The organism is Isoptericola dokdonensis DS-3, from assembly GCF_001636295.1.
Classification (GTDB): Bacteria; Actinomycetota; Actinomycetes; order Actinomycetales; family Cellulomonadaceae; genus Isoptericola; species Isoptericola dokdonensis.
In genome coordinates, this window is record NZ_CP014209.1 from 1,454,473 (window position 1) to 1,476,535 (window position 22,063).

19 protein-coding genes are annotated in these 22,063 nt (G+C 74.3%); 14 read left to right on the forward strand and 5 right to left on the reverse strand.

The window, feature by feature from the left end; all coding sequences use genetic code 11:
* Nucleotides 1-27 precede the first annotated feature (27 nt).
* Nucleotides 28-1,338 carry an exodeoxyribonuclease VII large subunit gene (xseA, locus tag I598_RS06870; RefSeq protein ID WP_083972992.1) on the forward strand — a complete coding sequence of 437 codons (1,311 nt, stop codon included), beginning with the start codon at nucleotides 28-30 and terminating at the stop codon, nucleotides 1,336-1,338.
* Nucleotides 1,339-1,350: 12 nt separating this feature from the next.
* Here the strand turns inward: xseA and I598_RS06875 are convergent, their stop codons facing one another.
* The gene (locus tag I598_RS06875; protein ID WP_068202329.1) at nucleotides 1,351-2,970 is read right to left on the reverse strand and encodes an ABC-F family ATP-binding cassette domain-containing protein; all 1,620 of its coding nucleotides are present in this window, start codon (nucleotides 2,968-2,970) and stop codon (nucleotides 1,351-1,353) included.
* Between the two features lie 121 nt (nucleotides 2,971-3,091).
* Between I598_RS06875 and I598_RS06880 the strand changes: the two genes are divergently transcribed.
* The 4 genes from I598_RS06880 (at nucleotide 3,092) to I598_RS06895 (ending at nucleotide 6,440) form a co-directional block, all read left to right on the forward strand.
* The gene (locus I598_RS06880) at nucleotides 3,092-3,331 is read left to right on the forward strand and encodes an exodeoxyribonuclease VII small subunit (protein ID WP_068205089.1); all 240 of its coding nucleotides are present in this window, start codon (nucleotides 3,092-3,094) and stop codon (nucleotides 3,329-3,331) included.
* Nucleotides 3,331-4,254 (forward strand): PfkB family carbohydrate kinase, encoded by a 924-nt coding sequence (locus tag I598_RS06885; RefSeq protein ID WP_068202330.1) that lies wholly within the window; start codon nucleotides 3,331-3,333, stop codon nucleotides 4,252-4,254. The genes I598_RS06880 and I598_RS06885 overlap by 1 nt, the downstream gene beginning before the upstream one ends.
* Entirely contained in the window at nucleotides 4,251-4,904 is a 654-nt protein-coding gene (locus I598_RS06890; protein ID WP_068202331.1) for a carbonic anhydrase, read from the forward strand. Before I598_RS06885 ends, I598_RS06890 begins: the two co-directional genes overlap by 4 nt.
* A gap of 102 nt (nucleotides 4,905-5,006) precedes the next feature.
* Entirely contained in the window at nucleotides 5,007-6,440 is a 1,434-nt protein-coding gene (locus I598_RS06895) for a class II fumarate hydratase (RefSeq protein WP_068202332.1), read from the forward strand.
* A 340-nt stretch (nucleotides 6,441-6,780) separates the two neighbouring features.
* On the opposite strand, the gene I598_RS06900 is transcribed toward I598_RS06895, so the two are convergent.
* A complete protein-coding gene (locus I598_RS06900; RefSeq protein WP_068202333.1) occupies nucleotides 6,781-7,269 on the reverse strand; it encodes a MarR family winged helix-turn-helix transcriptional regulator in 489 nt (162 codons plus the stop codon).
* 68 nt (nucleotides 7,270-7,337) lie between these two features.
* Between I598_RS06900 and I598_RS06905 the strand changes: the two genes are divergently transcribed.
* Complete coding sequence (locus I598_RS06905) at nucleotides 7,338-8,486, forward strand: FUSC family protein (protein ID WP_068202334.1); 1,149 nt, start codon at nucleotides 7,338-7,340, stop codon at nucleotides 8,484-8,486.
* Nucleotides 8,487-8,523: 37 nt separating this feature from the next.
* Here the strand turns inward: I598_RS06905 and I598_RS06910 are convergent, their stop codons facing one another.
* A complete protein-coding gene (locus I598_RS06910) occupies nucleotides 8,524-9,864 on the reverse strand; it encodes a PhoH family protein (protein WP_232314290.1) in 1,341 nt (446 codons plus the stop codon).
* Nucleotides 9,865-10,120: 256 nt separating this feature from the next.
* Here I598_RS06910 and I598_RS06915 point away from each other — a divergent pair, with 256 nt between their 5' ends.
* The 3 genes from I598_RS06915 (at nucleotide 10,121) to I598_RS06925 (ending at nucleotide 13,412) form a co-directional block, all read left to right on the forward strand.
* Nucleotides 10,121-10,666: a DUF1697 domain-containing protein gene (locus tag I598_RS06915; RefSeq protein ID WP_068202335.1), complete on the forward strand. Its 546-nt coding sequence runs from the start codon at nucleotides 10,121-10,123 to the stop codon at nucleotides 10,664-10,666.
* A gap of 256 nt (nucleotides 10,667-10,922) precedes the next feature.
* Nucleotides 10,923-12,104 carry a Na+/H+ antiporter NhaA gene (gene nhaA / locus I598_RS06920; RefSeq protein WP_335583281.1) on the forward strand — a complete coding sequence of 394 codons (1,182 nt, stop codon included), beginning with the start codon at nucleotides 10,923-10,925 and terminating at the stop codon, nucleotides 12,102-12,104.
* Between the two features lie 102 nt (nucleotides 12,105-12,206).
* Nucleotides 12,207-13,412 (forward strand): acetyl-CoA C-acyltransferase, encoded by a 1,206-nt coding sequence (locus I598_RS06925; protein ID WP_068202337.1) that lies wholly within the window; start codon nucleotides 12,207-12,209, stop codon nucleotides 13,410-13,412.
* A 9-nt stretch (nucleotides 13,413-13,421) separates the two neighbouring features.
* Here the strand turns inward: I598_RS06925 and I598_RS06930 are convergent, their stop codons facing one another.
* The gene (locus I598_RS06930) at nucleotides 13,422-14,813 is read right to left on the reverse strand and encodes an MFS transporter (protein ID WP_068202338.1); all 1,392 of its coding nucleotides are present in this window, start codon (nucleotides 14,811-14,813) and stop codon (nucleotides 13,422-13,424) included.
* Between the two features lie 124 nt (nucleotides 14,814-14,937).
* On the opposite strand from I598_RS06930, the gene I598_RS06935 reads away from it, so the two are divergent.
* Nucleotides 14,938-15,576, forward strand: a complete 639-nt coding sequence (locus I598_RS06935; protein WP_068202339.1) for a TetR/AcrR family transcriptional regulator — start codon at nucleotides 14,938-14,940, stop codon at nucleotides 15,574-15,576.
* A 6-nt stretch (nucleotides 15,577-15,582) separates the two neighbouring features.
* Here I598_RS06935 and I598_RS06940 read toward each other — a convergent pair whose 3' ends face one another.
* A complete protein-coding gene (locus I598_RS06940; protein WP_068202340.1) occupies nucleotides 15,583-17,079 on the reverse strand; it encodes an XRE family transcriptional regulator in 1,497 nt (498 codons plus the stop codon).
* A 206-nt stretch (nucleotides 17,080-17,285) separates the two neighbouring features.
* Here I598_RS06940 and aceA point away from each other — a divergent pair, with 206 nt between their 5' ends.
* From aceA to I598_RS06960, 4 genes are all read left to right on the forward strand, one after another.
* Complete coding sequence (gene aceA / locus I598_RS06945; RefSeq protein ID WP_068202341.1) at nucleotides 17,286-18,611, forward strand: isocitrate lyase; 1,326 nt, start codon at nucleotides 17,286-17,288, stop codon at nucleotides 18,609-18,611.
* 25 nt (nucleotides 18,612-18,636) lie between these two features.
* Nucleotides 18,637-20,355, forward strand: coding sequence for a malate synthase A (gene aceB / locus I598_RS06950; RefSeq protein ID WP_083972996.1), 1,719 nt, complete (start codon nucleotides 18,637-18,639; stop codon nucleotides 20,353-20,355).
* A 145-nt stretch (nucleotides 20,356-20,500) separates the two neighbouring features.
* Nucleotides 20,501-21,412, forward strand: a complete 912-nt coding sequence (locus tag I598_RS06955) for a protein NO VEIN domain-containing protein (RefSeq protein ID WP_068202342.1) — start codon at nucleotides 20,501-20,503, stop codon at nucleotides 21,410-21,412.
* 136 nt (nucleotides 21,413-21,548) lie between these two features.
* Entirely contained in the window at nucleotides 21,549-21,980 is a 432-nt protein-coding gene (locus I598_RS06960; protein WP_068202343.1) for a hypothetical protein, read from the forward strand.
* Nucleotides 21,981-22,063: the final 83 nt, after the last annotated feature.

The following is a 22,063-nucleotide window of genomic DNA, read 5'->3' on the forward strand; positions in this document are numbered from 1 at the left end:
CGATCGTCCGTGTCGGCGCGGTGCGGCATGCTGGACGCCGTGACCGATCCGGACCGAGGACCCGACCAGCGCACCGCGCCCGACGCCGACGCCACCGACGTCGCGCTGCCGCTGCCCGAGATGGCGGCCGACACCACCGCGCACCGCCCGTGGCCCGTGCGGCTGCTCTCGGCGAAGATCCAGGGCTACGTGGCGCGCATGTCGCCGGTGTGGGTCGAGGGGCAGGTCGTCGAGCACACCTACCGCCGGTCCGCGGGCATGCAGTTCCTCACGCTGCGCGACACCGACGCGGAGGCTTCCCTGCCCGTGCACATGCTCACCCGGGCCTTCGACGGGCAGCCCGCGCAGCCGCAGGTGGGCGACCACGTCGTCGTGCAGGCCAAGCCGGAGTTCTGGGTGAAGTCGGGCCGGTTGTCGATGCGGGCGTCCGCGATCCGGCAGGTCGGCGTGGGCGAGCTCCTGGCCCGGATCGACCAGCTCCGCCGCGTGCTCGCCGCCGAGGGCCTGTTCGACCTCGACCGCAAGCGCCCGCTGCCGTTCCTGCCCGCCGTCGTCGGCCTCGTGTGCGGGCGCGAGTCGAAGGCCGAGCACGACGTCGTGGTCAACGCGCGCGCCCGCTGGCCGCAGGTGCGGTTCGAGATCCGCGAGGTCGCGGTGCAGGGCGTGGACGCGGTCCGCGAGGTGAGCGCCGCCGTCGCCGAGCTGGACGCCCGCCCCGAGGTCGAGGTGATCGTCGTGGCGCGCGGCGGCGGCTCCGTGGAGGACCTCCTGCCGTTCAGCAACGAGACGCTGGTGCGGGCCGTCGCGGCGTGTCGGACCCCGCTCGTCAGCGCGATCGGCCACGAGACCGACACCCCGCTGCTCGACCTCGTCGCCGACCACCGGGCCTCCACCCCGACCGACGCCGCCAAGCGGGTCGTGCCCGACGTCGGCGAGGAGCGGGCGCGGGTCACCCAGGCCCGGCAGCGCGCCCGGTCGGCGCTGACGGCGCGCGTGGAGCGCGAGCAGCACGGGCTGGACGCGATGCGCTCCCGCCCGGTGCTCGCCCGGCCGGAGTCGATGGTCGAGGCCCGTGCCCACGACGTCGCCCAGCAGGTGCGGCACGCGCGCCAGCTGGTGCACGCGGCGCTGCTCACCGCGGCGGGCGACGTCGGCCGGCTCGCCGCCCAGGTGCGGGCACTGTCCCCCGCCTCGACCCTGGAGCGCGGCTACGCCGTGGTGCAGCGCGCCGACGGCACGGTGGTGCGCGGCGCCGACGACGTCGCGGCGGGCGACGCGGTGCACGTGCGCCTCGCGGCGGGTGCGCTGGACGCGGAGGTCACCGCCGTCACGTCGTGACGCGGGGTGACGTCAGCGGGCGCGGGCCACCCGGCCCTCGTCCCAGACCGCCTCGGGGGTCTCGCGGACCGTGCCGTCGGCGCCGAACACGAGGAACCGGTCGAACCCGCGGGCGAACCAGCGGTCGTGGGTGACGGCGAGCACGGTGCCGTCGAACGCCTCCAGGCCCTCCTGCAGCGCCTCGGCGCTCTCCAGGTCGAGGTTGTCCGTCGGCTCGTCGAGCAGCAACGCCGTGCAGCCGGACAGCTCCAGCAGCAGCACCTGGAACCGCGCCTGCTGCCCGCCGGAGAGCCGGTCGAACGGCCGCTCGGCCGCCTGCTGGAGCTCGTAGCGGCGCAGCACGGACATCGCGGCACCCCGGTCCTTCGCGTGGTCGGCCCACAGGATGTCCAGCAGGGTGCGGCCCACCAGCTCGGGGTGGGCGTGCGTCTGGGCGAAGTGGCCCACCACGACCCGCGCCCCGAGCCGCGCGGACCCGGTGTGCGCGACGTCCTGGCCGGCGAGCAGCCGCAGGAAGTGCGACTTGCCCGAACCGTTCGACCCGAGGACGGCGACCCGCTCGCCGTAGAACACCTCCAGGTCGAACGGCTTCATCAGGCCCGTGAGCTCCAGCGCCTCGCAGGTGATGGCGCGGGTGCCCGTCCGGCCGCCGCGCAGGCGCATCCGGATGTCCTGCTCGCGGGGCGGCTCCGGCGGCGGGCCGGCCTCCTCGAACTTGCGCAGGCGCGTCTGGGCGGCCCGGTAGCGCGAGGCCATGTCCGGGCTGCTCGCCGCCTGGGCCCGCAGGGTCAGCACCAGCTTCTTCAGCTGGGCGTGCTTCTCGTCCCAGCGACGGCGCAGCTCCTCGAAGCGGGCGAACCGTTCTCGGCGCGCGTCATGGAAGGTCGCGAACCCGCCGCCGTGCACCCAGGCGTCGGAGCCCGACGGCCCCGGCTCGAGCGCCACGATCCGGTCCGCGACCCGGGACAGCAGCTCGCGGTCGTGCGAGACGAAGAGCACCGTCTTGCGGGTGGCGAGCAGCTGCTCCTCCAGCCAGCGCTTGCCGGGCACGTCGAGGTAGTTGTCCGGCTCGTCGAGGAGCAGCACCTCGTCGGGGCCGCGGAGCAGCGCCTCCAGCACCAGCCGCTTCTGCTCGCCGCCGGACAGGGTGCGCACCTCGCGCCACTGCGCCTGCTCGAACGGCACCCCCAGGGCCGCCATGGTGCAGACGTCCCACGTCGTCTCGAAGTCGTACCCGTGCACCTCTGCCCAGTCCGCGAGCGCCTGCGCGTACGCCATCTGGGCAGGTTCGTCGTCGATCTCCATGACGGCGGTCTCGGCGTCCTCCAGCGCGCGGGCGGCCTCCCTCACCGGGGTCGGCGAGACCGAGGCGAGGAGCTGGCGCACGGTGGTGGCGTCCCGGACGGAGCCGACGAACTGCGGCATGACGCCGAGCCCGCCGCTGACGGTGACCGTCCCGGCGTCGGGCCGCAGGCTTCCGATGACGAGGCGCAGCAGGGTGGTCTTGCCGGCGCCGTTGGGGCCGACGAGCGCGGTGGCGCTGCCCTCACCGACGCGGAACGAGACGTCGTCGAGCAGCGTGCGACCGTCGGGCAGCACGTACTCGACGTGCGCCACCTCCAGATGACCCATGGGGCGAGGGTCGCACGGCCGCCGGTGCCGGGTCGACGCCTTTGGTGCCGGTGTGACGGGCGGCACCGCGGCGCGGCGAGACGGTTCGGCCGGTGTCGGCACGGTGCGGTTGACTGTCCTCGTGACCGACGAGACGCCGAACACCGACGTGTCCGCCCTCGGCTACGAGGAGGCCCGCGACGAGCTGGTCCAGGTGGTCGCCCGCCTGGAGGCCGGGGGCGAGCCCCTGGAGGACTCCCTCGCGCTGTGGGAGCGGGGCGAGGCGCTCGCCGCGCGCTGCCAGCAGTGGCTCGACGGCGCCCGGGAGCGGCTGGCCGCGGCCCAGGCGGGGGCGAGCACCGACGACGGCGAGGACGACTGATGCCCGCGCACGTCCTCGCGGTCGGCGAGGCGCTGGTGGACGTCGTGCGGGGTCGTGACGGCTCGGTCGCCGAGCACCCCGGCGGATCGCCGGCGAACGTCGCCCTCACCCTCGGCCGGCTGGGCCGGGACGCCCGGCTGGCGACGTGGCTGGGCACGGACGAGCGCGGTGACACGGTGCGCGCCTGGCTCGCCGGATCGGGCGTGACGACGACGCCGGGCAGCGACGCCGCGCCGGTCACCTCGGTGGCGCGGGCGACGCTGGACGCGTCCGGCGCCGCGACGTACGAGTTCGACCTGGACTGGCGGGTGCCCGCCGGTGCCGCCGCCGCGGCGGACACCCTGGCGGTGCACACCGGGTCCGTGGCGGCCACGCTGGAGCCGGGCGCGTCGCAGGTGCGCGCGCTGGTCGAGGCGGCCCGGGCGACCGCGACCGTCACCTACGACCCCAACGCCCGCCCCGCCCTCATGGGCGACCCCGCGGACGCCCGCGGCCCGGTCGAGGCGCTCGTGCGGCTCGCCGACGTCGTCAAGGTCAGCGACGAGGACCTCGGGTGGTTGTCCGACGGCGCGGCCCCGCTGGACGTCGCCCGCCGGTGGGTCCACGAGCTGGGCGTGCCGCTGGTCGTGGTCACGTTCGGCGGGGAGGGTGCCACGGCCGTCACCACGCAGGGCGAGGTCCACGTGCCGTCGGTGCCGGTGAGCGTCGTCGACACGGTCGGTGCCGGGGACTCCTTCATGGGCGCGCTCCTGGACGGGCTGTGGCGCGCCGACCTGCTGGGCGCGGACCGCCGGGCGGCCCTGCGCGGGATCGACCACGCCACCGTCGAGAACCTGCTGTCACGGTGCGTGGCCGTGGCAGCCGTCACCGTCTCCCGCGCCGGGGCGAACCCGCCGTGGGCGACCGAGCTGGAGGACGCATGACCACCCCCACCGAGGCCTGGGCCGCGCTGCGCGCCGGCAACGACCGCTTCGTCGCCGACGCACCGATCCACCCGTCCCAGGGCGCCGCCCGTCGTCGCGAGCTCGCGGCCGCGCAGCACCCGCACACCGTGCTGTTCGGCTGCTCGGACTCCCGCGTCGCCGCGGAGATCGTCTTCGACCAGGGTCTCGGCGACCTGTTCGTGGTGCGCACGGCCGGGCACGTCGTGGACACCACGGTGCTGGGCTCCATCGAGTACGGCGTCGAGGTGCTCGGCGCCCCGCTGATCGTGGTGCTCGGCCACGACTCGTGCGGCGCGGTCGCGGCGACGGCGAACACGCTGCGCACGGGCGAGCAGCCGCCCGGCTTCGTGCGGGCGGTCGTCGACAAGGTGATCCCGTCGATCGCGCACCTCGCCGGCTCCGCGGACGCCGGCTCGACGGAGGACACCGCGAGCGGGCCGTTCGCCGACCGGCTCCGCACCGCCCACGTCCGCCACACCGTCGGCCTGCTGCGCGGGTACTCCGCCGCGCTCGACCAGGCCGTCACCGACGGGCGCGTCGCGATCGTGGGCGTCGAGTACGACCTTCAGGACGGCTCCGCCCGCCTCGTCGAGGTCGCCGGCGACGTCGGCGAGCAGCCGCTGTCCTGACGTCCCTCGCCCGGGCGGCCCGGACCCCTCGGCGGGGATCCGGGCCGCTCGCGTGACACCTCTCACACCGTCCCCGCTCCTGGCGTGCGGCACGATGGACGCATGACTTCTGACACCGTCGTCCCCGGCGCCGACGCGCCCGAGGCCGAGTACCGCATCGAGCACGACACGATGGGTGAGGTCCGCGTCCCGGCCCAGGCCCTGTACCGCGCCCAGACGCAGCGCGCGGTCGAGAACTTCCCCATCTCGGGCACCCCCCTCGAGCGCGGCCACATCGAGGCCCTCGCCCGGGTGAAGAAGGCCGCGGCGCGCGCCAACGCCGAGCTGGGCGTGCTCGACCAGGACGTCGCGGCCGCCATCGTCGCCGCCGCCGACGAGGTCGCCTCCGGAGCCCTGGACGCCCACTTCCCCGTCGACGTGTTCCAGACCGGTTCGGGCACCTCGTCGAACATGAACACCAACGAGGTCCTCGCGACCCTCGCCACGCGCTCGCTGGGCAAGGACGTCCACCCGAACGACCACGTCAACGCCTCGCAGTCGTCCAACGACGTGTTCCCGACCTCGGTGCACGTCGCCGCCACCGCCGGCGTCGTCCGTGACCTCGTGCCCGCCCTGGAGCACCTCGCCGCGTCGCTCGGCGCGAAGGCCGACGAGTACGCGACCGTCGTGAAGTCGGGCCGCACCCACCTCATGGACGCCACCCCGGTGACGCTCGGCCAGGAGTTCGGCGGGTACGCCGCCGCGATCCGCTACGGCATCGAGCGCCTGCAGGCCGCGCTCCCCCGCGCCGCCGAGGTCCCGCTGGGCGGCACCGCCGTCGGCACCGGCATCAACACCCCCGCCGGGTTCCCGCAGCGCGTCATCGAGCTGCTGCGCGAGGACACCGGCCTGCCCCTGACCGAGGCCCGCGACCACTTCGAGGCGCAGTCGGCCCGCGACGGCCTCGTCGAGCTGTCCGGCGCGCTGCGCACCATCGCGGTGTCGCTCACCAAGATCTGCAACGACCTGCGCTGGATGGGCTCCGGCCCCAACACCGGCCTGGGCGAGATCTTCATCCCCGACCTGCAGCCGGGATCCTCGATCATGCCGGGCAAGGTCAACCCCGTCATCCCCGAGGCCGTGCTCATGGTCGCGGCCCGCGTCGTCGGCAACGACGCGACCGTCGCCTGGGCCGGTGCGAGCGGCTCGTTCGAGCTCAACGTGCAGATCCCCGTCATCGCGCAGGGCGTCCTGGAGTCGATCCGCCTGCTCGCGAACGCCTCGCGCGTCCTCGCGGACAAGACGGTCGACGGGATCACGGCGAACGTCGACAAGGCCCGCGCCTTCGCGGAGTCCTCCCCCTCGATCGTCACCCCGCTGAACCGCGTCATCGGCTACGAGGCCGCGGCGAAGGTCGCCAAGCACTCCGTCAAGCAGGGCCTCACCGTGCGCGAGGCCGTGATCGACCTGGGCTTCGTGGAGCGCGGCGAGGTCACCGAGGCGCAGCTCGACGAGGCGCTCGACGTGCTGTCGATGACGCGGCCGCCGCAGGCCTGAGCTCGTCCGTGCCGTGGTGGGGTTGCCCGGGCGCCGTCGCGCTCACGGTCGCTGCGCGACCTGCGCTTTCCGTCTGACGACGGCGCCCGGGCAACCCCACCACAGCACTCACAGGTGACCTGGGTCTCAGCGGGCGGACAACCCTTTGGTAAGCCTTACCTCACCTGCTAGTGTCGGGATCAAGCGAAAGGCGCGCTGCCGGTGCGCGGGGCTGGGGGGTTCCACGAGGCAGCGCGTCTTTTCGCATTCCCGGCACCTTGCCGGCCGAGGTCCCGACAGGAGCGCCCCGGAGCGAGGGTCCCGGCACGTCATCCCGCAGGCCTGCCGAGCGCCCTGCCGGTCAGTAGTCGACGGGGTCCAGGCGGTGCAGCACGACGGCGAGCAGGCGGCCGAGCTCGGCCCGCTGGGTCTCGTCGAGGTCGGCCAGCGCGTCACGCTCCCGGTCGACCTGGCGGGGGAACGCCTCGTCGACGAGTCGCTCCCCCGCCGCCGTGAGGGCGACGACGACCCCGCGGCGGTCGCGCTCCGGCACAGTCCGCTCCACCAGGCCCGCCCGGGCGAGGCGGTCGAGGCGCTTCGTGATGGAGGCCCCCGGCGCGCCGGTCATCGTCGTGATCTCGCCCGCACGCAGCGGCCGGCCCGCGCGGCGCAGCGCGGTGAGCAGGTCCAGCTCGGGCCGCGTGAGGTCGCGGCCCGCCAGGTCCGCCTCGGTCGCCGCGTCCAGCAGCGCCGCGATGCGCCGCACCCGGGCGCCGACCTCGGCCGGCGCGGTGTCGACGCCGGGGAGCCGCTCCGCCCACTGCACCCGCACCCGCTCGATGTAGTCCACGCGCCCAGCATAGGTGTGACGACCGCGATAGTTTCCTGATGTTTTACTCGTGAACTATCATCGAGGCGATGACCTCCCCCGTGCTCACCTCCGCCCGGGACGTGCTCGACCGGGGACACCTCCGCGAAGCGCTGCGCGTCCACCCCTCGCCCGCCACCGCCGCGAGCGTGCTCGCCGCCGTCCGCTGCGGGGCCGCCGTCGCGCTCGCGCTCGGCCTCGCCGCCGCCCTCGGCCGCCAGGACCTCGCCGGCTACGCCGCCCTCGGGGCCCTCGCCTCCCTCTACGGCCGCTTCGAGCCGTACCGCCGACGCGCCGAGGTCGTCGCCCTCCTGGGTGTCGTGCTGACCGTCGCCTTCACGGGCGTCGCGGCGCTGACGACCCTCGGCGCCCCCGCCCTCGGGGTGCTCGCCGCCGTCGCCCTCGTCGCCGCCGGGGCGACCGTGCTGTGCCTCCTGGTCCGCACCGGGCCGCCCGGCGGGACCATCGTCGTCTTCGCCGCGGCGGGCGGGATGGCCGCCGGCACCAGCTGGGCGGACGTCGGCGAGCGCGGGCTCGCCGTGGCCGCCGGAGCGGCCGTGGCCTGGCTCGTCGCCATGAGCGGGTGGGCCGTCCGCCCGGGCGGTGCCCTGCGGCGGGCCGTCCGCCGGGTCACCCCCGGACCGACCGCCACGACGCCGCCCGTCGCCGACACGACGACGCCGGTTCCGTCGGTACGGCAGACGCTCCGGGAGACCTGGCGCGAGCCCGGGTGGCGCCTCGGCGGGATCCGGGTCGCCGCCGCCGCGCTCGGCGCCGGCGTCGTCGCCCACCTCGCCGGGCTCGCGCACCCGGCCTGGGCGCAGCTGGGTGCCACCGCCACCCTCCAGGGGAGCACCACCCGGCACGCCGTCGTCCGGGCGCTCCAGCGCGCCGGCGGCACCGCCGTCGGAGCGCTCCTTGCCTGGCCCCTGCTCGCCGCGCACCTCGGGTTCGCCGCGACCTGCGTCGTCGTGGTCGTGCTCCAGGTCGTCACCGAGATCGTCGTCGGACGTCACTACGGGCTGGCGATGCTCACCATCACGCCCATGGCGCTGCTCATGACCTCCCTCGCCGCCCCCACCGACCCCGGCGGTGCGGCCGCAGCCCGCGCGCTCGACACCGTCCTCGGCGCCGCGCTCGGCGTGCTCGCCGTCGTCCTGGTCCACGCACGCCGACGGGGCGCCGCGACGACGGTGTGAACCGCCGCCCCGACGCCCCGCCCGCGGTGGCCCCGGGTCAGATCTCCAGGCCCTCCAGCATCTCCGTGACCAGCGCCGCCACCGGCGACCGCTCCGAACGCGTCAGCGTGACGTGCGCGAACAGCGGGTGACCCTTGAGCGCCTCGATGACCGCCGCGACGCCGTCGTGGCGCCCCACCCGCAGGTTGTCGCGCTGCGCCACGTCGTGGGTGAGCACCACCCGCGACGACTGCCCGATGCGGGACAGCACCGTGAGCAGCACGTTGCGCTCCAGCGACTGGGCCTCGTCGACGATGACGAACGCGTCGTGCAGCGAACGCCCCCGGATGTGCGTCAGCGGCAGCACCTCGAGCATCTCCCGGTCGATCACCTCGTCGAGCACCGCCGGGGAGACCAGCGCACCGAGCGTGTCGTGGACGGCCTGCGCCCACGGGTTCATCTTCTCGGACTCGCTGCCCGGCAGGTACCCGAGCTCCTGACCGCCGACGGCGTACAACGGGCGGAACACGATGATCTTGCGGTGCTGACGACGCTCCAGCACCGCCTCCAGCCCGGCGCACAGCGCCAGCGCCGACTTGCCGGTGCCGGCGCGCCCGCCGAGCGAGACGATGCCGATGTCGTCGTCGAGCAGCAGGTCGATCGCGACGCGCTGCTCGGCCGAGCGGCCGTGGACGCCGAACAGGTCCTGGTCGCCACGCACCAGCCGGACCCGCTTGTCGGCGGTGACCCGTCCCAGCGCCGACCCGCTCGCGCTGTGCACCACCAGCCCGGTGTGGCACAGCAGCGGGCCGGCGTCCTCGACCACTCCCGGGTCGAGGGCCGCCAGGTCGACCTCGGTGCCGTCGTAGAGCTCACCCATCTGGTCGTCCGTCATCGTCAGCTCGCGCATGCCGGTCCAGCCCGAGTCCACGGCTAGCTCGTGCCGGTACTCCTCGGCCCGCAACCCCACCGCCGACGCCTTGACCCGCATCGGCAGGTCCTTCGACACGACCGTGACGTCCAGCCCCTCCGAGGCCAGGTTGGCGGCGACGGACAGGATGCGGGTGTCGTTGTCGCCGAGCCGGAACCCGGCGGGCAGCACCGCCGGGTCGGTGTGGTTCAGCTCGACGCGCAGCGAGCCGCCGTCGGCCCCGACCGGGATCGGGGCGTCGAGCCTGCCGTGCTCGATCCGCAGGTCGTCGAGCGCCCGCAGCGCACTGCGGGCGAAGTAGCCGAGCTCGGCGTGGTGCCGCTTGGCCTCGAGCTCCGTGACGACGACGACGGGCAGGACCACGTCGTGCTCGGCGAAGCGGTAGATCGCCCGCGGGTCGGACAACAGGACGGACGTGTCGACGACGAACGTCCGACGGTCGGTGCTGGGTGTTTCGGTGTGGGCCACGATGTGCTCCCTCGCGCAGAGCGGAACGGGGTGTGGGGCGGGCGGCCGGTCCGGAGCGCACAGTGCGCGAGGACCGGGGCCGGCCCTCCTGCACGGAGCGTGCACTCCATCGGTTGGCCTCCCGGGGACACCCTGGGTGGGTGTCCTGCGCGCCACGTTACGACCGCCGACCGGTGACGGGTGTCACACCGGCGGCGCGTCGCGAACTCGTCACGCAGAGTTCACACCGCCGTGACCGCGGGGGCAGGATGGGACGGTGACGACGTACGCGGTGCTGCTGCGCGGGGTCAACGTCGGAGGCCACCGGCGCGTGCCGGCCGCCGACCTGCGGGCCGCCGCCGACGCCGTCGGGCTGGGCGACCCCCGCACGTACGCCACCAGCGGCAACCTCGTCGTGACCTGCGACGACGCCGCCACGACGGACCAGGTCGCCCACGACCTGACGACGGCGCTCGCCGACCGGCTCGGCCTGGAGGTGCAGGTCGTCGCCGTCGCCGCCGACCGGCTCGCCCGGCTCCTCGCGGCGGTCCCCTTCCCCGACGCCGCCCGCGACGAGCCCGCGAAGGTGCTGCTGCACGTCGGGCCGCGCGACGTGGACGCCGCCGGCGTGGCCCGCCTCGCGGACGAGCACACCGGGCCCGAGCGGGTCGCCGTCGCCGAGGGCGCCCTGTACGTCCACCACGTCGACGGCGTGGGGCGCAGCCGTCTCACCGGCGACCGGATCGACCGGGCCGCCGGGACGTGGACGACAGGCCGCAGCTGGCGCACCGTCATCCGGTTGCTGGAGATGGCCGCGCCGTGACCGGGTCGACCGCCGCACCGTCCAGCGGGCGGCGTGGCGGCGATCCGGAACCGGTAGGGTGTTCGCCAGTGGTGAGCCGGGAAGTCTGGTCGGTGGCACCGGCTGAGACGCCGGTCGACGAACCGACACCTCCTCGAAGGAGCACACCCTGAGCACCGACGTCTCCACCCCGTCCTTCGGCGCCCGCCTCGCCCGCTGGGTCTCCCGCGAGACCACCGGCGGGGCGCTGCTCATCGGCGCCGCCGTCATCGCGCTGATCTTCGCCAACTCGCCCTGGCGCGACGCCTACACCTCGCTCACCGAGTTCGTCCCCGGCGGCGACCTGCTGCACCCGCTGCACCTGGACCTCTCCCTCGCGGCCTGGGCGGCGGACGGGCTGCTCGCGGTCTTCTTCTTCGTCGTCGGCCTCGAGCTCAAGCACGAGTTCGTCGCCGGCTCCCTGCGCAGCCCGAAGCAGGCGGGCGTCCCGATGCTCGCGGCGGTCGGCGGCATGGTCGTCCCCGCCGCCATCTACGCGGTGCTCGTCGTCGCGCTGGGCGACTCGAGCGCCCTGCACGGGTGGGCCATCCCGACGGCGACCGACATCGCCTTCGCGCTCGCCGTGCTCGCCGTCTTCGGCAAGGGCCTGCCCGTCGCGATCCGCACGTTCCTGCTGACCCTCGCCGTCGTCGACGACCTCCTGGCCATCACGGTCATCGCGGTCTTCTACACGTCCGAGATCCACTTCGGCTACCTCGCCGCCTCCCTCGGCGTCATCGCCCTGTTCGGCTGGTACGTGCGGACCCGGCGCCCCCACTGGTGGCTCCTCGTGCCGCTGTTCGCCGTGGCCTGGACCTTCATGCACGCCTCCGGCGTGCACGCGACCGTCGCGGGCGTCCTCATGGGCTTCACCGTGGCCGCCCGGCCGACGCACGGCGAGACCGAGTCCCGCACCCACTACTACGAGCACTGGGTCAAGCCCTGGTCGCAGGGGATCGCCCTGCCGGTGTTCGCCTTCTTCTCCGCCGGGGTCAACCTGGTCGACGGCGGCGGCCCCGGCGAGCTCCTCGGCCAGCCGATCGTCGCCGCCATCGTCGCCGGACTCGTCGTGGGCAAGGTGATCGGCGTCCTGGGCACCACGTGGCTCGTCACCCGGGTCACCCCGCTCCGGCTGGCGCAGGGCATCGGCGTGCGCGACCTGCTGCCCGTCGCCCTGCTCGCCGGGATCGGGTTCACCGTGTCCCTGCTCATCGCCGAGCTCTCGTTCGAGCACGGCTCCGAGCACACCCTCGGCGCGAAGGCCGCCATCCTGCTGGCGTCCGTGATCGCCGCGGTGCTGGGGGCGTTCATGCTGCGCTGGGACGCACGCCAGGAGCGCAGCGCCGACATGAACCGCGACGACGTGCCCGACGAGGTCACGTCCTACATCGGCGACGAGCAGGACCGCGAGACCCACTGACCGTCGTCCGTGCACGGGCCCGGTCGGCGACCTGCCGACCGGGCCCGCTGCCGTCCGTGCGGGGTTACGGTGGACGGGAGGTCCGTGACGAGGAGGTCACCCATGATCAGCGCTCCCGACGACGTGGTGGTGGTCGCCGCCGCCCGCACCCCGCAGGGTCGCCTGCGCGGTGCGCTCTCGCCCCTGAGCGCCGTCGAGCTGGGGGCGGTCGCCGCCCGGGCCGCGCTCGCCGCGGCCGGGCCGCTCGCCGAGCAGGTGGACGCCGTCGTGCAGGGCCAGGTGCTCCAGGCGGGGGCCGGTCAGAACCCGGCCCGGCAGACGGCGGTCGCCGCGGGCGTCGCGCTCGACGTGCCCGCCGTGACGGTCAACAAGGTGTGCCTGTCCGGGCTGACGGCGGTGATCGACGGTGCCCGGCTGCTGCGCACCGGGGAGGCGTCGGTGGTGCTCGCCGGCGGGCAGGAGTCCATGACGAACGCCCCGCACCTGCTGCCCGGCGCCCGCGCCGGGTTCGGCTACGGCGACGCGACCCTCCTCGACGCCGTTGCCCGCGACGGCCTGACGGACGCGTTCGACGGCCGGGCGATGGGGCTGAGCACCGAGGAGCACAACGTCGGCGACGCCTTCGTGTCCCGGCAGGAGCAGGACGCCGTCGCGGCGGCCTCGCACCAGCGGGCCGCCCGCGCGACGAAGGACGGTGTGCTCGCGGACGAGCTCGTGCCCGTCGAGGTGCCGCAGCGGCGCGGCGACCCCGTCGTCGTGCGCGCCGACGAGGGCGTGCGCCCGGACACCACCCCCGAGTCGCTCGCACGGCTGCGCCCCGCCTTCTCCCCGGACGGCACGATCACCGCCGGCAACGCCTCCCAGATCTCCGACGGCGCCGCCGCCCTGGTGCTCACCACGCGCGCTCGCGCGGAGGCCGCCGGGGTGTCGGTGCTCGCCACCGTGCGGGCCGCCGGGCGGGTCGCCGGCCCCGACCGGTCGCTGCACTCGCAGCCCGCCCGGGCGATCGCCGCCGCCCTCGACCGGCAGGGCTGGACCGCCGGCGACCTCGACCACGTCGAGATCAACGAGGCGTTCGCCGCCGTCGCGGTGGTCTCGACACGCGCGCTGGGCCTTGACCCGTCCGTGGTCAACCCGCACGGCGGCGGCATCTCCCTGGGCCACCCGATCGGGGCGTCCGGCGCACGGCTCGTCGTGCACGCGGCGCACGTCCTGGCCCGGCGCGCGGCCGAGGGGCTGCCCGGCCGCGCCGCCGTCGGGCTGTGCGGCGGCGGCGGTCAGGGCGACGCGCTGCTGCTGGAGGTCTGACCCGGTCGGTCAGGCGGCGACCGGTCGGCGCGCCAGGAGCACGGCGACGACGACGCCCACGACGCCCGCGACGGCGGCCACACCGAAGGCCGCCGTGAACCCGCTCGCCGGGTCCACGCCGCCCCGCGCGAGGAGCACGCCCACCACGGGAGCCGCGGCGGCCGAGCCGACGGTCCGCACCACGCTGTTGAGGCCGGTCGCCGCGCCGGTCTCGGTGGCGGGCGAGAAGTCCACGACGAGGCGGGCGCAGATCGCGTACCCGATGCCGTTGCCCAGACCGAGCACACCGAACGCGACGACGATCCCCCACCCGCTGGTGGGCCACCCCGCCATGAGCGCGGCACCCACGGCCATCGCGCCCGACGCGACGGCAGCAGTCCTGCCGGCACCGATCCGGGCAACCATCGCGGGGGTCAGCCGTCCGCCGAGGAACACCATGACGGCGCTGGGCAGCATGGCGAGCGCCGACACCGTCACGGACATGCCGTGCCCGTAGCCGGTCGAGGTCGGCGCCTGGGTGAGGACCGGGATCGCGACGTAGCAGACGTAGGGCACGAAGCCGACGACGACGGTGAGGACGCTGGTCAGGACCAGGGAGGTGCTGCGGAAGGTTCGCACGTCGACGAGCGGTGCCGTGCGGCGCGACTCGACGCGGACGAGGACGGCCAGGAGCAGCAGGCCCACGACGCCGGTCGCGAGCGTGCGGGCGGAGCCCCACCCCCACGACGCGCCCTGGGACACGGCGAGGAGCGTCGCGACGAGCCCGACGGCCAGCAGGACGGTGCCGAGCCAGTCGGTGGACCGGCTGACGGCGGGGGCCCCGCCGCGCGGGACGAGCAGGACGATCGCGACCGCGGACGCGGCGACGAGCACGGTGCCGAGGGCGAAGAGCCAGCGCCAGCCGAGCGCGTCGACGACGATGCCACCGACGACGAGCGCGGCGCCGGCCCCGAGACCGATCATGCCGGGGATCCACCCGAAGGCGGCGGCGAGCGACCTGCCGTGCAGGAGCTGTCGGGCGAGGGCGAGGGCCAGCGGGAAGGTCGCGGTGCTGACGCCCTGCACCGCCCGGGCGGCGAGGAGGACCGACATGTTCGGGGCGGCGGCGGCCGCCGCCGAGGCGAGGGCGAAGACGGCGAGGGTGCCGAGCAGCACCCGGCGGTGCCCGAAGCGGTCACCGAGGTTGCCCACGACCGGGGCGAGGACGGCGCCGGAGAGCAGGAACGCGGTGATGACCCAGCCGGTCCCCTGGGCCGTGGCGCCGAGCTCGGCCCCGATGGTCGGCAGCGCGGGCACGACCAGGGTCTGCATGAGCGAGAAGGCCAGGACGACCAGGCTCAGGGCGACGGTGACGGCTCCCGGGCGCGCGATGTCGCGCGGGCCGAGGGGAGGGGTGGGCATGGCGAGGCCTCTCGAACGGTACGGGGAGGGGCGCTCGACAGGTTCTCGGCGCACCCGGAGGTTGTCGGAACGGAACATCCGTTCCGATTCACCTTAACACCGGCCGTGCGACTACCGTGATCCCATGCCCAGCACACCCGGCGACCACCTGCCCGGCCGGCAGCGCGAGGCACGCGCCAACGACTCGGCCGTGCTGGCCGCCGCTCGCGAGGTCTTCGCCCACCAGGGCCACGGAGCCTCGATGGCCGACGTCGCCCGGCACGCCGGCGTCGGCGTCGGCACCGTGTACCGCCGCTACCCCACCAAGGACGCGCTCGTCGAGGCGCTGCACACCGAGGCGGTCCGGGTCGCCGCGGCGCTCGCCGCCACCGTGGCCGACGCACCGGGCGCCGACGGGGCCGTCGTGACGTTCCTCGCCCGCCACGTGCACGAGGCCGAAGGCTCCCTGCTGCGCCCGACCGGGGCGACCACCCCGATCCCGCCCGACCTCGCGGCCGCCACGGCCGACCTGCACGACGCGCTCCGCCGACTCGTCGAGCTCGACCAGGACGCCGGCGTCGTGCCGGCCGGGTTCACCGCCGCCGACGTCATGCTGCTCCTGCTCCACCTGCGCCCGGCGCTCCCCCTCCCCCGCGAGCGTGCCGACGAGCTGCACCTGCGCTACCTCGCGCTCGCCGCGCGAGGACTGCGCGACCAGGCGGCGGACGGCGCGCTCCACGCCGGACCCGGCTGGGACGAGTGGGTCGGGACCTGGCACGCCTGACCCGCGTCACGACGTCGGCGCGTGCCGCTCCAGGAACTCGTACACCTCGGTGGTGTCCACCCCGGGGAAGGCGCCGGACGGCATCGCCGCCAGCATCGACGCGTGCGGGCGGGCGCTGGGGAACGCCTGACCGTCCCAGCGCTGCGCGAGGGGCGCGCGGGGCCGGCGGCAGCACGACTCGTCCGGGCAGCGCGACGTCGACCGCGCCGTCGTCTCCCGCCCGAGGAACCACTTGACCTGCGCGTACGGCACGCCCACGCTCACCGAGAACCGCCCGTCCGGGGTGTCCGTCACCCGTGAGGTGCACCAGTAGGTGCCCGTCGGGGTGTCCGTGTACTGGTAGTACGGGCTGAGCCGGTCCGCGATGCCGAACACCACGCGCGCCGTCCACTGCTTGCAGACGTGCTGCCCCTCGACCGTGCCCAGGGCGTCGGCGGGGAACCGCACCCCGTCGTTCTCGTACGCCTTGTGGATCGCGCCCGACTCGTGGACCTTCATGAAGTGCACGCCGATCCCGAGGTGGCGGGTGGCGAGGTTCGTGAACCGGTGCGCCGCGGTCTCGTAGGAGACGGCGAACGCGTCGCGCAGGTCCTCGATGGAGATCGCCCGGGCGTCCTTCGCGTCGCGCAGGTGCCGCACCGCCTCCCGCTCGGGCAGCAGCAGCGCGGCGCACAGGTAGTTCGCCTCGACCCGCTGGCGCAGGAACTCGCCGTAGTCGCGCGGCTCGGCATGCTCCAGCACGTGCGACGACAGGGCCTGCAGCAGCGCCGACCGGGCGTCCGAGCGCCCGCGGATGCCGTTGCTCGGCAGGTAGACGCGCCGGTGGCGCTGGTCGATGACGGCCCGGGTCGAGTGCGGCACGTCCGACTCGTAGTGGATCGTGAAGCCCAGGTGGGAGGCGATCTCCACCGCGGCACGCTGCGGCACCGGCCCGTGCGTGTGCCCGACGTCGTCGAGCAGCGACCGCGCGACGAGCTCCAGGTCGGGGAAGTAGTTGTCCTGCGCGCGCATGTCCGCCCGCAGCTCGGTGTTCGCGCGCCGCGCCTCCTCCGGGGTGAGCGCCCGCTCCGAGTGCAGGCGCTCCAGCTCCGCCTGGAGCGCGACGATCGCCTCCAGGGCGTCCGTCGGCAGCGACTTGCCGACCCGCACCGACTTCACCCCGAGCGCCGAGAAGAGCGGCCCTCTTTGCACGCGCTCCAGCTCGATCTCCAGGGCGTCGCGCCGGGACGGCGCCTCCGGCGACAGCAGCTCGTCCACCGTGGTGCCCAGCGCGCGGGCGACCGCCTGCAGCCGGGCGATCGTCGGTTCGCGCTTGCCGTTCTCCAGCATGGACACCTGCGACGGCGCACGTCCGATGGCCTCGGCGAGGTCGCCGAGCGTCATGCCCCGGCGGGCGCGCAGGTGCCGGATCCGCCGCCCGATCGTCAGCGCGTCGGGCTCGGCGTCCGCCGTGGTCGTGGTCGGCAGGGTCGGTGCCGGCCGCTGGGTCGTCGTCGTGGCCATGCCCCAGGGTGACATGCGGCACACCTTCTGGGAAGGAGAAGAACCGCCGAAGTTCTTCGCCGCGGAGGTGGCCACGGGGGTGGTGCGGGGCCCAGAGTCGTGGTCGAGGGGACGACGACGACGGCCCGGGAGAAGCCCTCCCCGCCTCCCCCGGGCCGCCGTCGGAACCCCGCACCGCTGGCAACGACGACCGGAAGGCGATCACCATGACCGCGACCCTCGACACCGCGACCGACTCCCGCACCACCGCCCGCCCGGGTGACCAGGTCGCCACGGCCGAGGCCCTGGCCGAGCAGTGGGCGACCGACCCGCGCTGGGCCGGCGTCACGCGCGACTACTCCGCGCACGACGTCGTCGCGCTCCGTGGGTCCGTCGGCGAGGAGCACACCCTCGCCCGCCGCGGCGCCGAGGTGCTCTGGGACCTCCTGCACACCGAGGACTACGTCAACGCGCTCGGTGCCCTCACCGGCAACCAGGCCGTGCAGCAGGTCAAGGCCGGGCTGCAGGCCATCTACCTGTCCGGCTGGCAGGTGGCCGGCGACGCGAACCTGTCCGGGCAGACCTACCCGGACCAGTCGCTCTACCCCGCGAACTCCGTGCCCGCCGTCGTGCGGCGCATCAACAACGCGCTGCTGCGCGCCGACCAGATCGAGGTGCAGGAGAAGGGCGCCCCGACCCGCAACTGGCTCGCGCCGATCGTGGCCGACGCCGAGGCCGGGTTCGGCGGCCCCCTCAACGCCTACGAGCTCATGCGCTCCATGATCGCGTCGGGCGCCGCGGGCGTGCACTGGGAGGACCAGCTCGCCTCGGAGAAGAAGTGCGGCCACCTCGGCGGCAAGGTGCTCGTGCCCACCAAGCAGCACGTGCGCACCCTCAACGCCGCCCGGCTCGCGGCCGACGTCTCCGACGTGCCGAGCGTCGTCATCGCCCGCACCGACGCCGAGGCCGCCACCCTGCTGACCTCCGACGTCGACGAGCGCGACCGCCCGTTCCTCACCGGCGGCCGCACCGGCGAAGGGTTCTACGAGGTGCGCAACGGCATCGAGCCGTGCATCGCCCGCGCCCACGCCTACGCGCCGTACGCCGACCTCATCTGGATGGAGACCGGCACCCCCGACCTCGACCTGGCCCGCCGGTTCGCCGAGGCGGTCAAGGCCGAGTTCCCCGACCAGATGCTCGCCTACAACTGCTCGCCGTCGTTCAACTGGAAGAAGCACCTCGACGACGACACCATCGCGAAGTTCCAGCGCGAGCTCGGCGCCATGGGCTTCAGCTTCCAGTTCATCACCCTGGCCGGGTTCCACGCCCTCAACCACTCGATGTTCGACCTCGCCCACGGCTACGCCCGTGAGCAGATGACGGCGTACGTCCGGCTCCAGGAGGAGGAGTTCTCCTCCGAGTCCCGCGGCTACACCGCGACCAAGCACCAGCGGGAGGTGGGCACCGGCTACTTCGACCGCGTGTCCACGGCGCTCAACCCCGACGCCGCCACCCTCGCCCTCGCCGGCTCCACCGAGGCCGCTCAGTTCTGACTCGCACCGTGACCGGGAGACCATCATGACCATCACCGCATCCGCACCCACCAGCACCCGCCCCGACCCGGGATCGCCGCACACGCCGCCCCGCGGCATCGCCCTGGCCGACTCCGGATCGGTCGCCGAGGGCACGATCGACGTCGTCGGCCCGATGGAGCCGCGCTTCGCCGAGATCCTCACGCCCGCCGCGCTGGACTTCCTCGCGCTGCTGCACGACGCGTACGCCGACGCCCGCACCGAGCTGCTCCTCGCCCGGCAGCGGCGCACCCGGCAGATCGCCGACGGCGCCGACCCCGACTTCCTGCCGAGCACCCGGCCCGTCCGCGAGGACCCGTCGTGGCGGGTCGCCGGGTCCACCGGCGCCCCGGGGCTGGAGGACCGCCGCGTCGAGATCACCGGGCCCACCGACCCGAAGATGACCATCAACGCCCTCAACTCCGGGGCGAAGGTGTGGCTCGCCGACGCCGAGGACGCCTCCAGCCCGACGTGGGAGAACGTCGTGGGCGGGCAGCTCGCCCTGCACGACGCGATCCGCGGCACCCTGACCCACACCAACGAGGCCGGCAAGCAGTACGCGCTGCGCTCCACCGAGCTCACCGACCTGCCGACGATCGTGTTCCGGCCGCGCGGCTGGCACCTGTTCGAGAAGCACCTCGCGTACACGGGCACCGACGGCTCCACCCAGCCGGCGTCGGGCTCGCTCGTCGACTTCGGCCTGTACCTCTTCCACAACGCCGCCGAGCTGATCGCCCGCGGGCGGGGGCCGTACTTCTACCTGCCCAAGCTCGAGGGGCACCGCGAGGCCCGCCTCTGGAACGAGGTCTTCGAGCTCGCGCAGGACACGCTCGGCATCCCCCGCGGCACCATCCGCGCCACGGTGCTCATCGAGACCCTGCCCGCCGCGTTCGAGATGGAGGAGATCCTCCACGAGCTGCGCGACCACTGCGCCGGCCTCAACGCCGGCCGCTGGGACTACCTGTTCAGCGTCATCAAGTGCTTCCGGTCCCGCGGCGACTCCTACGTCCTGCCCGACCGCGCCCAGGTGACGATGACCGCCCCGTTCATGCGCGCCTACACCGAGCTGCTCGTCGCGACCTGCCACCAGCGGGGCGCGCACGCCATCGGCGGCATGAGCGCCTTCATCCCCGACCGCCGCGACCCGGAGGTCACCGAGGCCGCGTTCGCCAAGGTCCGCGCCGACAAGCAGCGCGAGGCCGGCGAAGGGTTCGACGGGTCCTGGGTCGCCCACCCCGACCTCATCCCGATCGCCCGCGAGGCGTTCGACGCCGTGCTCGGCGACGCCCCCCACCAGGTGGCACGCCTCCGCGACGACGTCACCGCCGGTCAGGCCGAGCTCCTCGACATCGCCTCCGCCCGACGCGGCGGCGCCACCGTCACCGAGGCCGGGCTGCGCACCAACATCTCGGTGGGCATCCGGTACGTCGCCTCCTGGCTGCGCGGGACCGGCGCCGCCGCGATCGACCACCTCATGGAGGACGCCGCCACCGCGGAGATCTCCCGGTCCCAGGTGTGGCAGTGGATCCACTCCGGCACCACGACCGACGACGGCGTCACCATCACCCGCGACCTGTGCGAGGCGATGGTGCGCGAGCTCCTCACCACCGAGCCCCGCCGTGCCGGGGACCGGCTCGACGACGCCGCCTCGATCTTCCGTGAGATCGCCCTGGGTGACGCCTTCCCGCCGTTCCTCACCACCGGCGCGTACGCCCGCCACTTCTAGGCCTCGCCCTCGGCCCGTCGTCGTCCCACCCGGACGACGGCGGGCCGTCGTGCTGCCCGGACTTCATCCGCTCGCCGGCGCTGCGGACGTCCGGCGCCGTGCCATGCTCGCTCCAGCCGTTCGCACATCACGAAAGCCGGGACTGTTGGACTCGATCATTCTGCACAACTACGCGTACACCGGCCTCGCCGCCGCTCGCGACGGAATCCTGTCCAGAGAGAGCACGGACCTGGCGCGTTCGTGGTCGTGGAACCTCTGGCAGACGAGGCAGTCATCCTGGAACTGGGTCGAAGAAGGCCAGGTCATCGGGCTCGTCGCGTCCTGGGGCGCAGATCGACGGCTGGCGTGGCTCGTCCGGATGCACCAGGTGCTGAAGGTCGAGGTCGTCGGATGGGAATCAGCGGTCAAGGCGCTTCGCTCCCACACGGGCCTTCGCAAGGCAGAGATCCTGAGCGACGGCTACGCCGCGCGGAAAGCCGCCACCGACGTCAGGTACGTCATGGCGTGGCGATCCGAACCGGTGCGCTTCCTCGACGCCCCCATCCCCACGGACCTCAGACTTCTCGGAAACGGTTGGGCACGGGCCGACGCCTCGATGCTTGAGGCGGGACAGATCGCCTCGTCGACCTCCACGACGGCAGAGCATGTGCGCCTCGATGCCGAGTCCAGGCGCGCCGTCGAGCTTCGGGCCGTCGAGGTCGCCCTGGCGTGGTGCCGCGAGAACGGCTGGACGGACGTCCGCCACGTCGGCGACGTCTACGTGGACGGCGAACGCCGTTCCTGGGACATCGAGGGACGCGACGGCGACATCCCGCGTCGCATCGAGGTCAAGGGGACGACCGGCAGCCTCGGATCGGTGCAAGTGACGCGTAAGGAAGTCGACGCGGCACGCGGCAACGTCGACCACCTCATGGCGGGCGTGCACGGCATCGCACTCGGCTTCGACAGCAACGGCGATGTCTTCGCGAGCGCGGGCAAGCTCCGTGTCTACGACCCTTGGCTGCCCACTGAGGACGAGTTGACCGTCCGGAGCTATACCTGGTCGGCACGCATCTGACGGGCTCCGGACGACCGCGCTCGTTGGCTGCGAGCCCCGCCGCGCGGCCCAGCGCGCTCTCACCCGGACCTCAAGGTCGTTCGGAACCTGTGGATAACCCCGGCAAGGTACGCGAGCCCTCCGGCAGGGTGTCGCCATGAACACCGAGACCGTCCCCGCCGTCCGCACCGGCGACCACGTCCTGACCGACGCCGACCGGCTCCGCCTCGCCCGGATGCTCGCCGCCTCGGCGCTCCCCCGCAGCCGCACGCTCTGCCTCGCCTGGATCGACGTCGAGCGCCGGTTCTCCGGCGTCGCCGTGCCCGTGCGCGACGTCCCCGACCGCCCCGGCACCGACGACGCCGCCCGCTTCGGCATGGTCATCGCGTCGGTCACCGAACGCTCCGTGCCGTACGGCAGCGTCGTCGCCGTCTACGTCCGCCCCGGTGGCGACGCCATGACCGACGCCGACCGCGCCTGGAACCTCGCCCTGCGCGAGCAGGCCACCACCCACGGTTTCCATCTCCACGGTCTCTTCGTCTCCGGCGGTGGTGCAGTCCGCCCGCTCACCCTCGACGACGCCGTCTGACCGGCCGCCGCGAGTCAGCGCAGGCCCGCGCGGGTCAGCCCAGGCCCGCGCGGGTCAGCGCTGACCGCGCCGTCCCTCTAGCG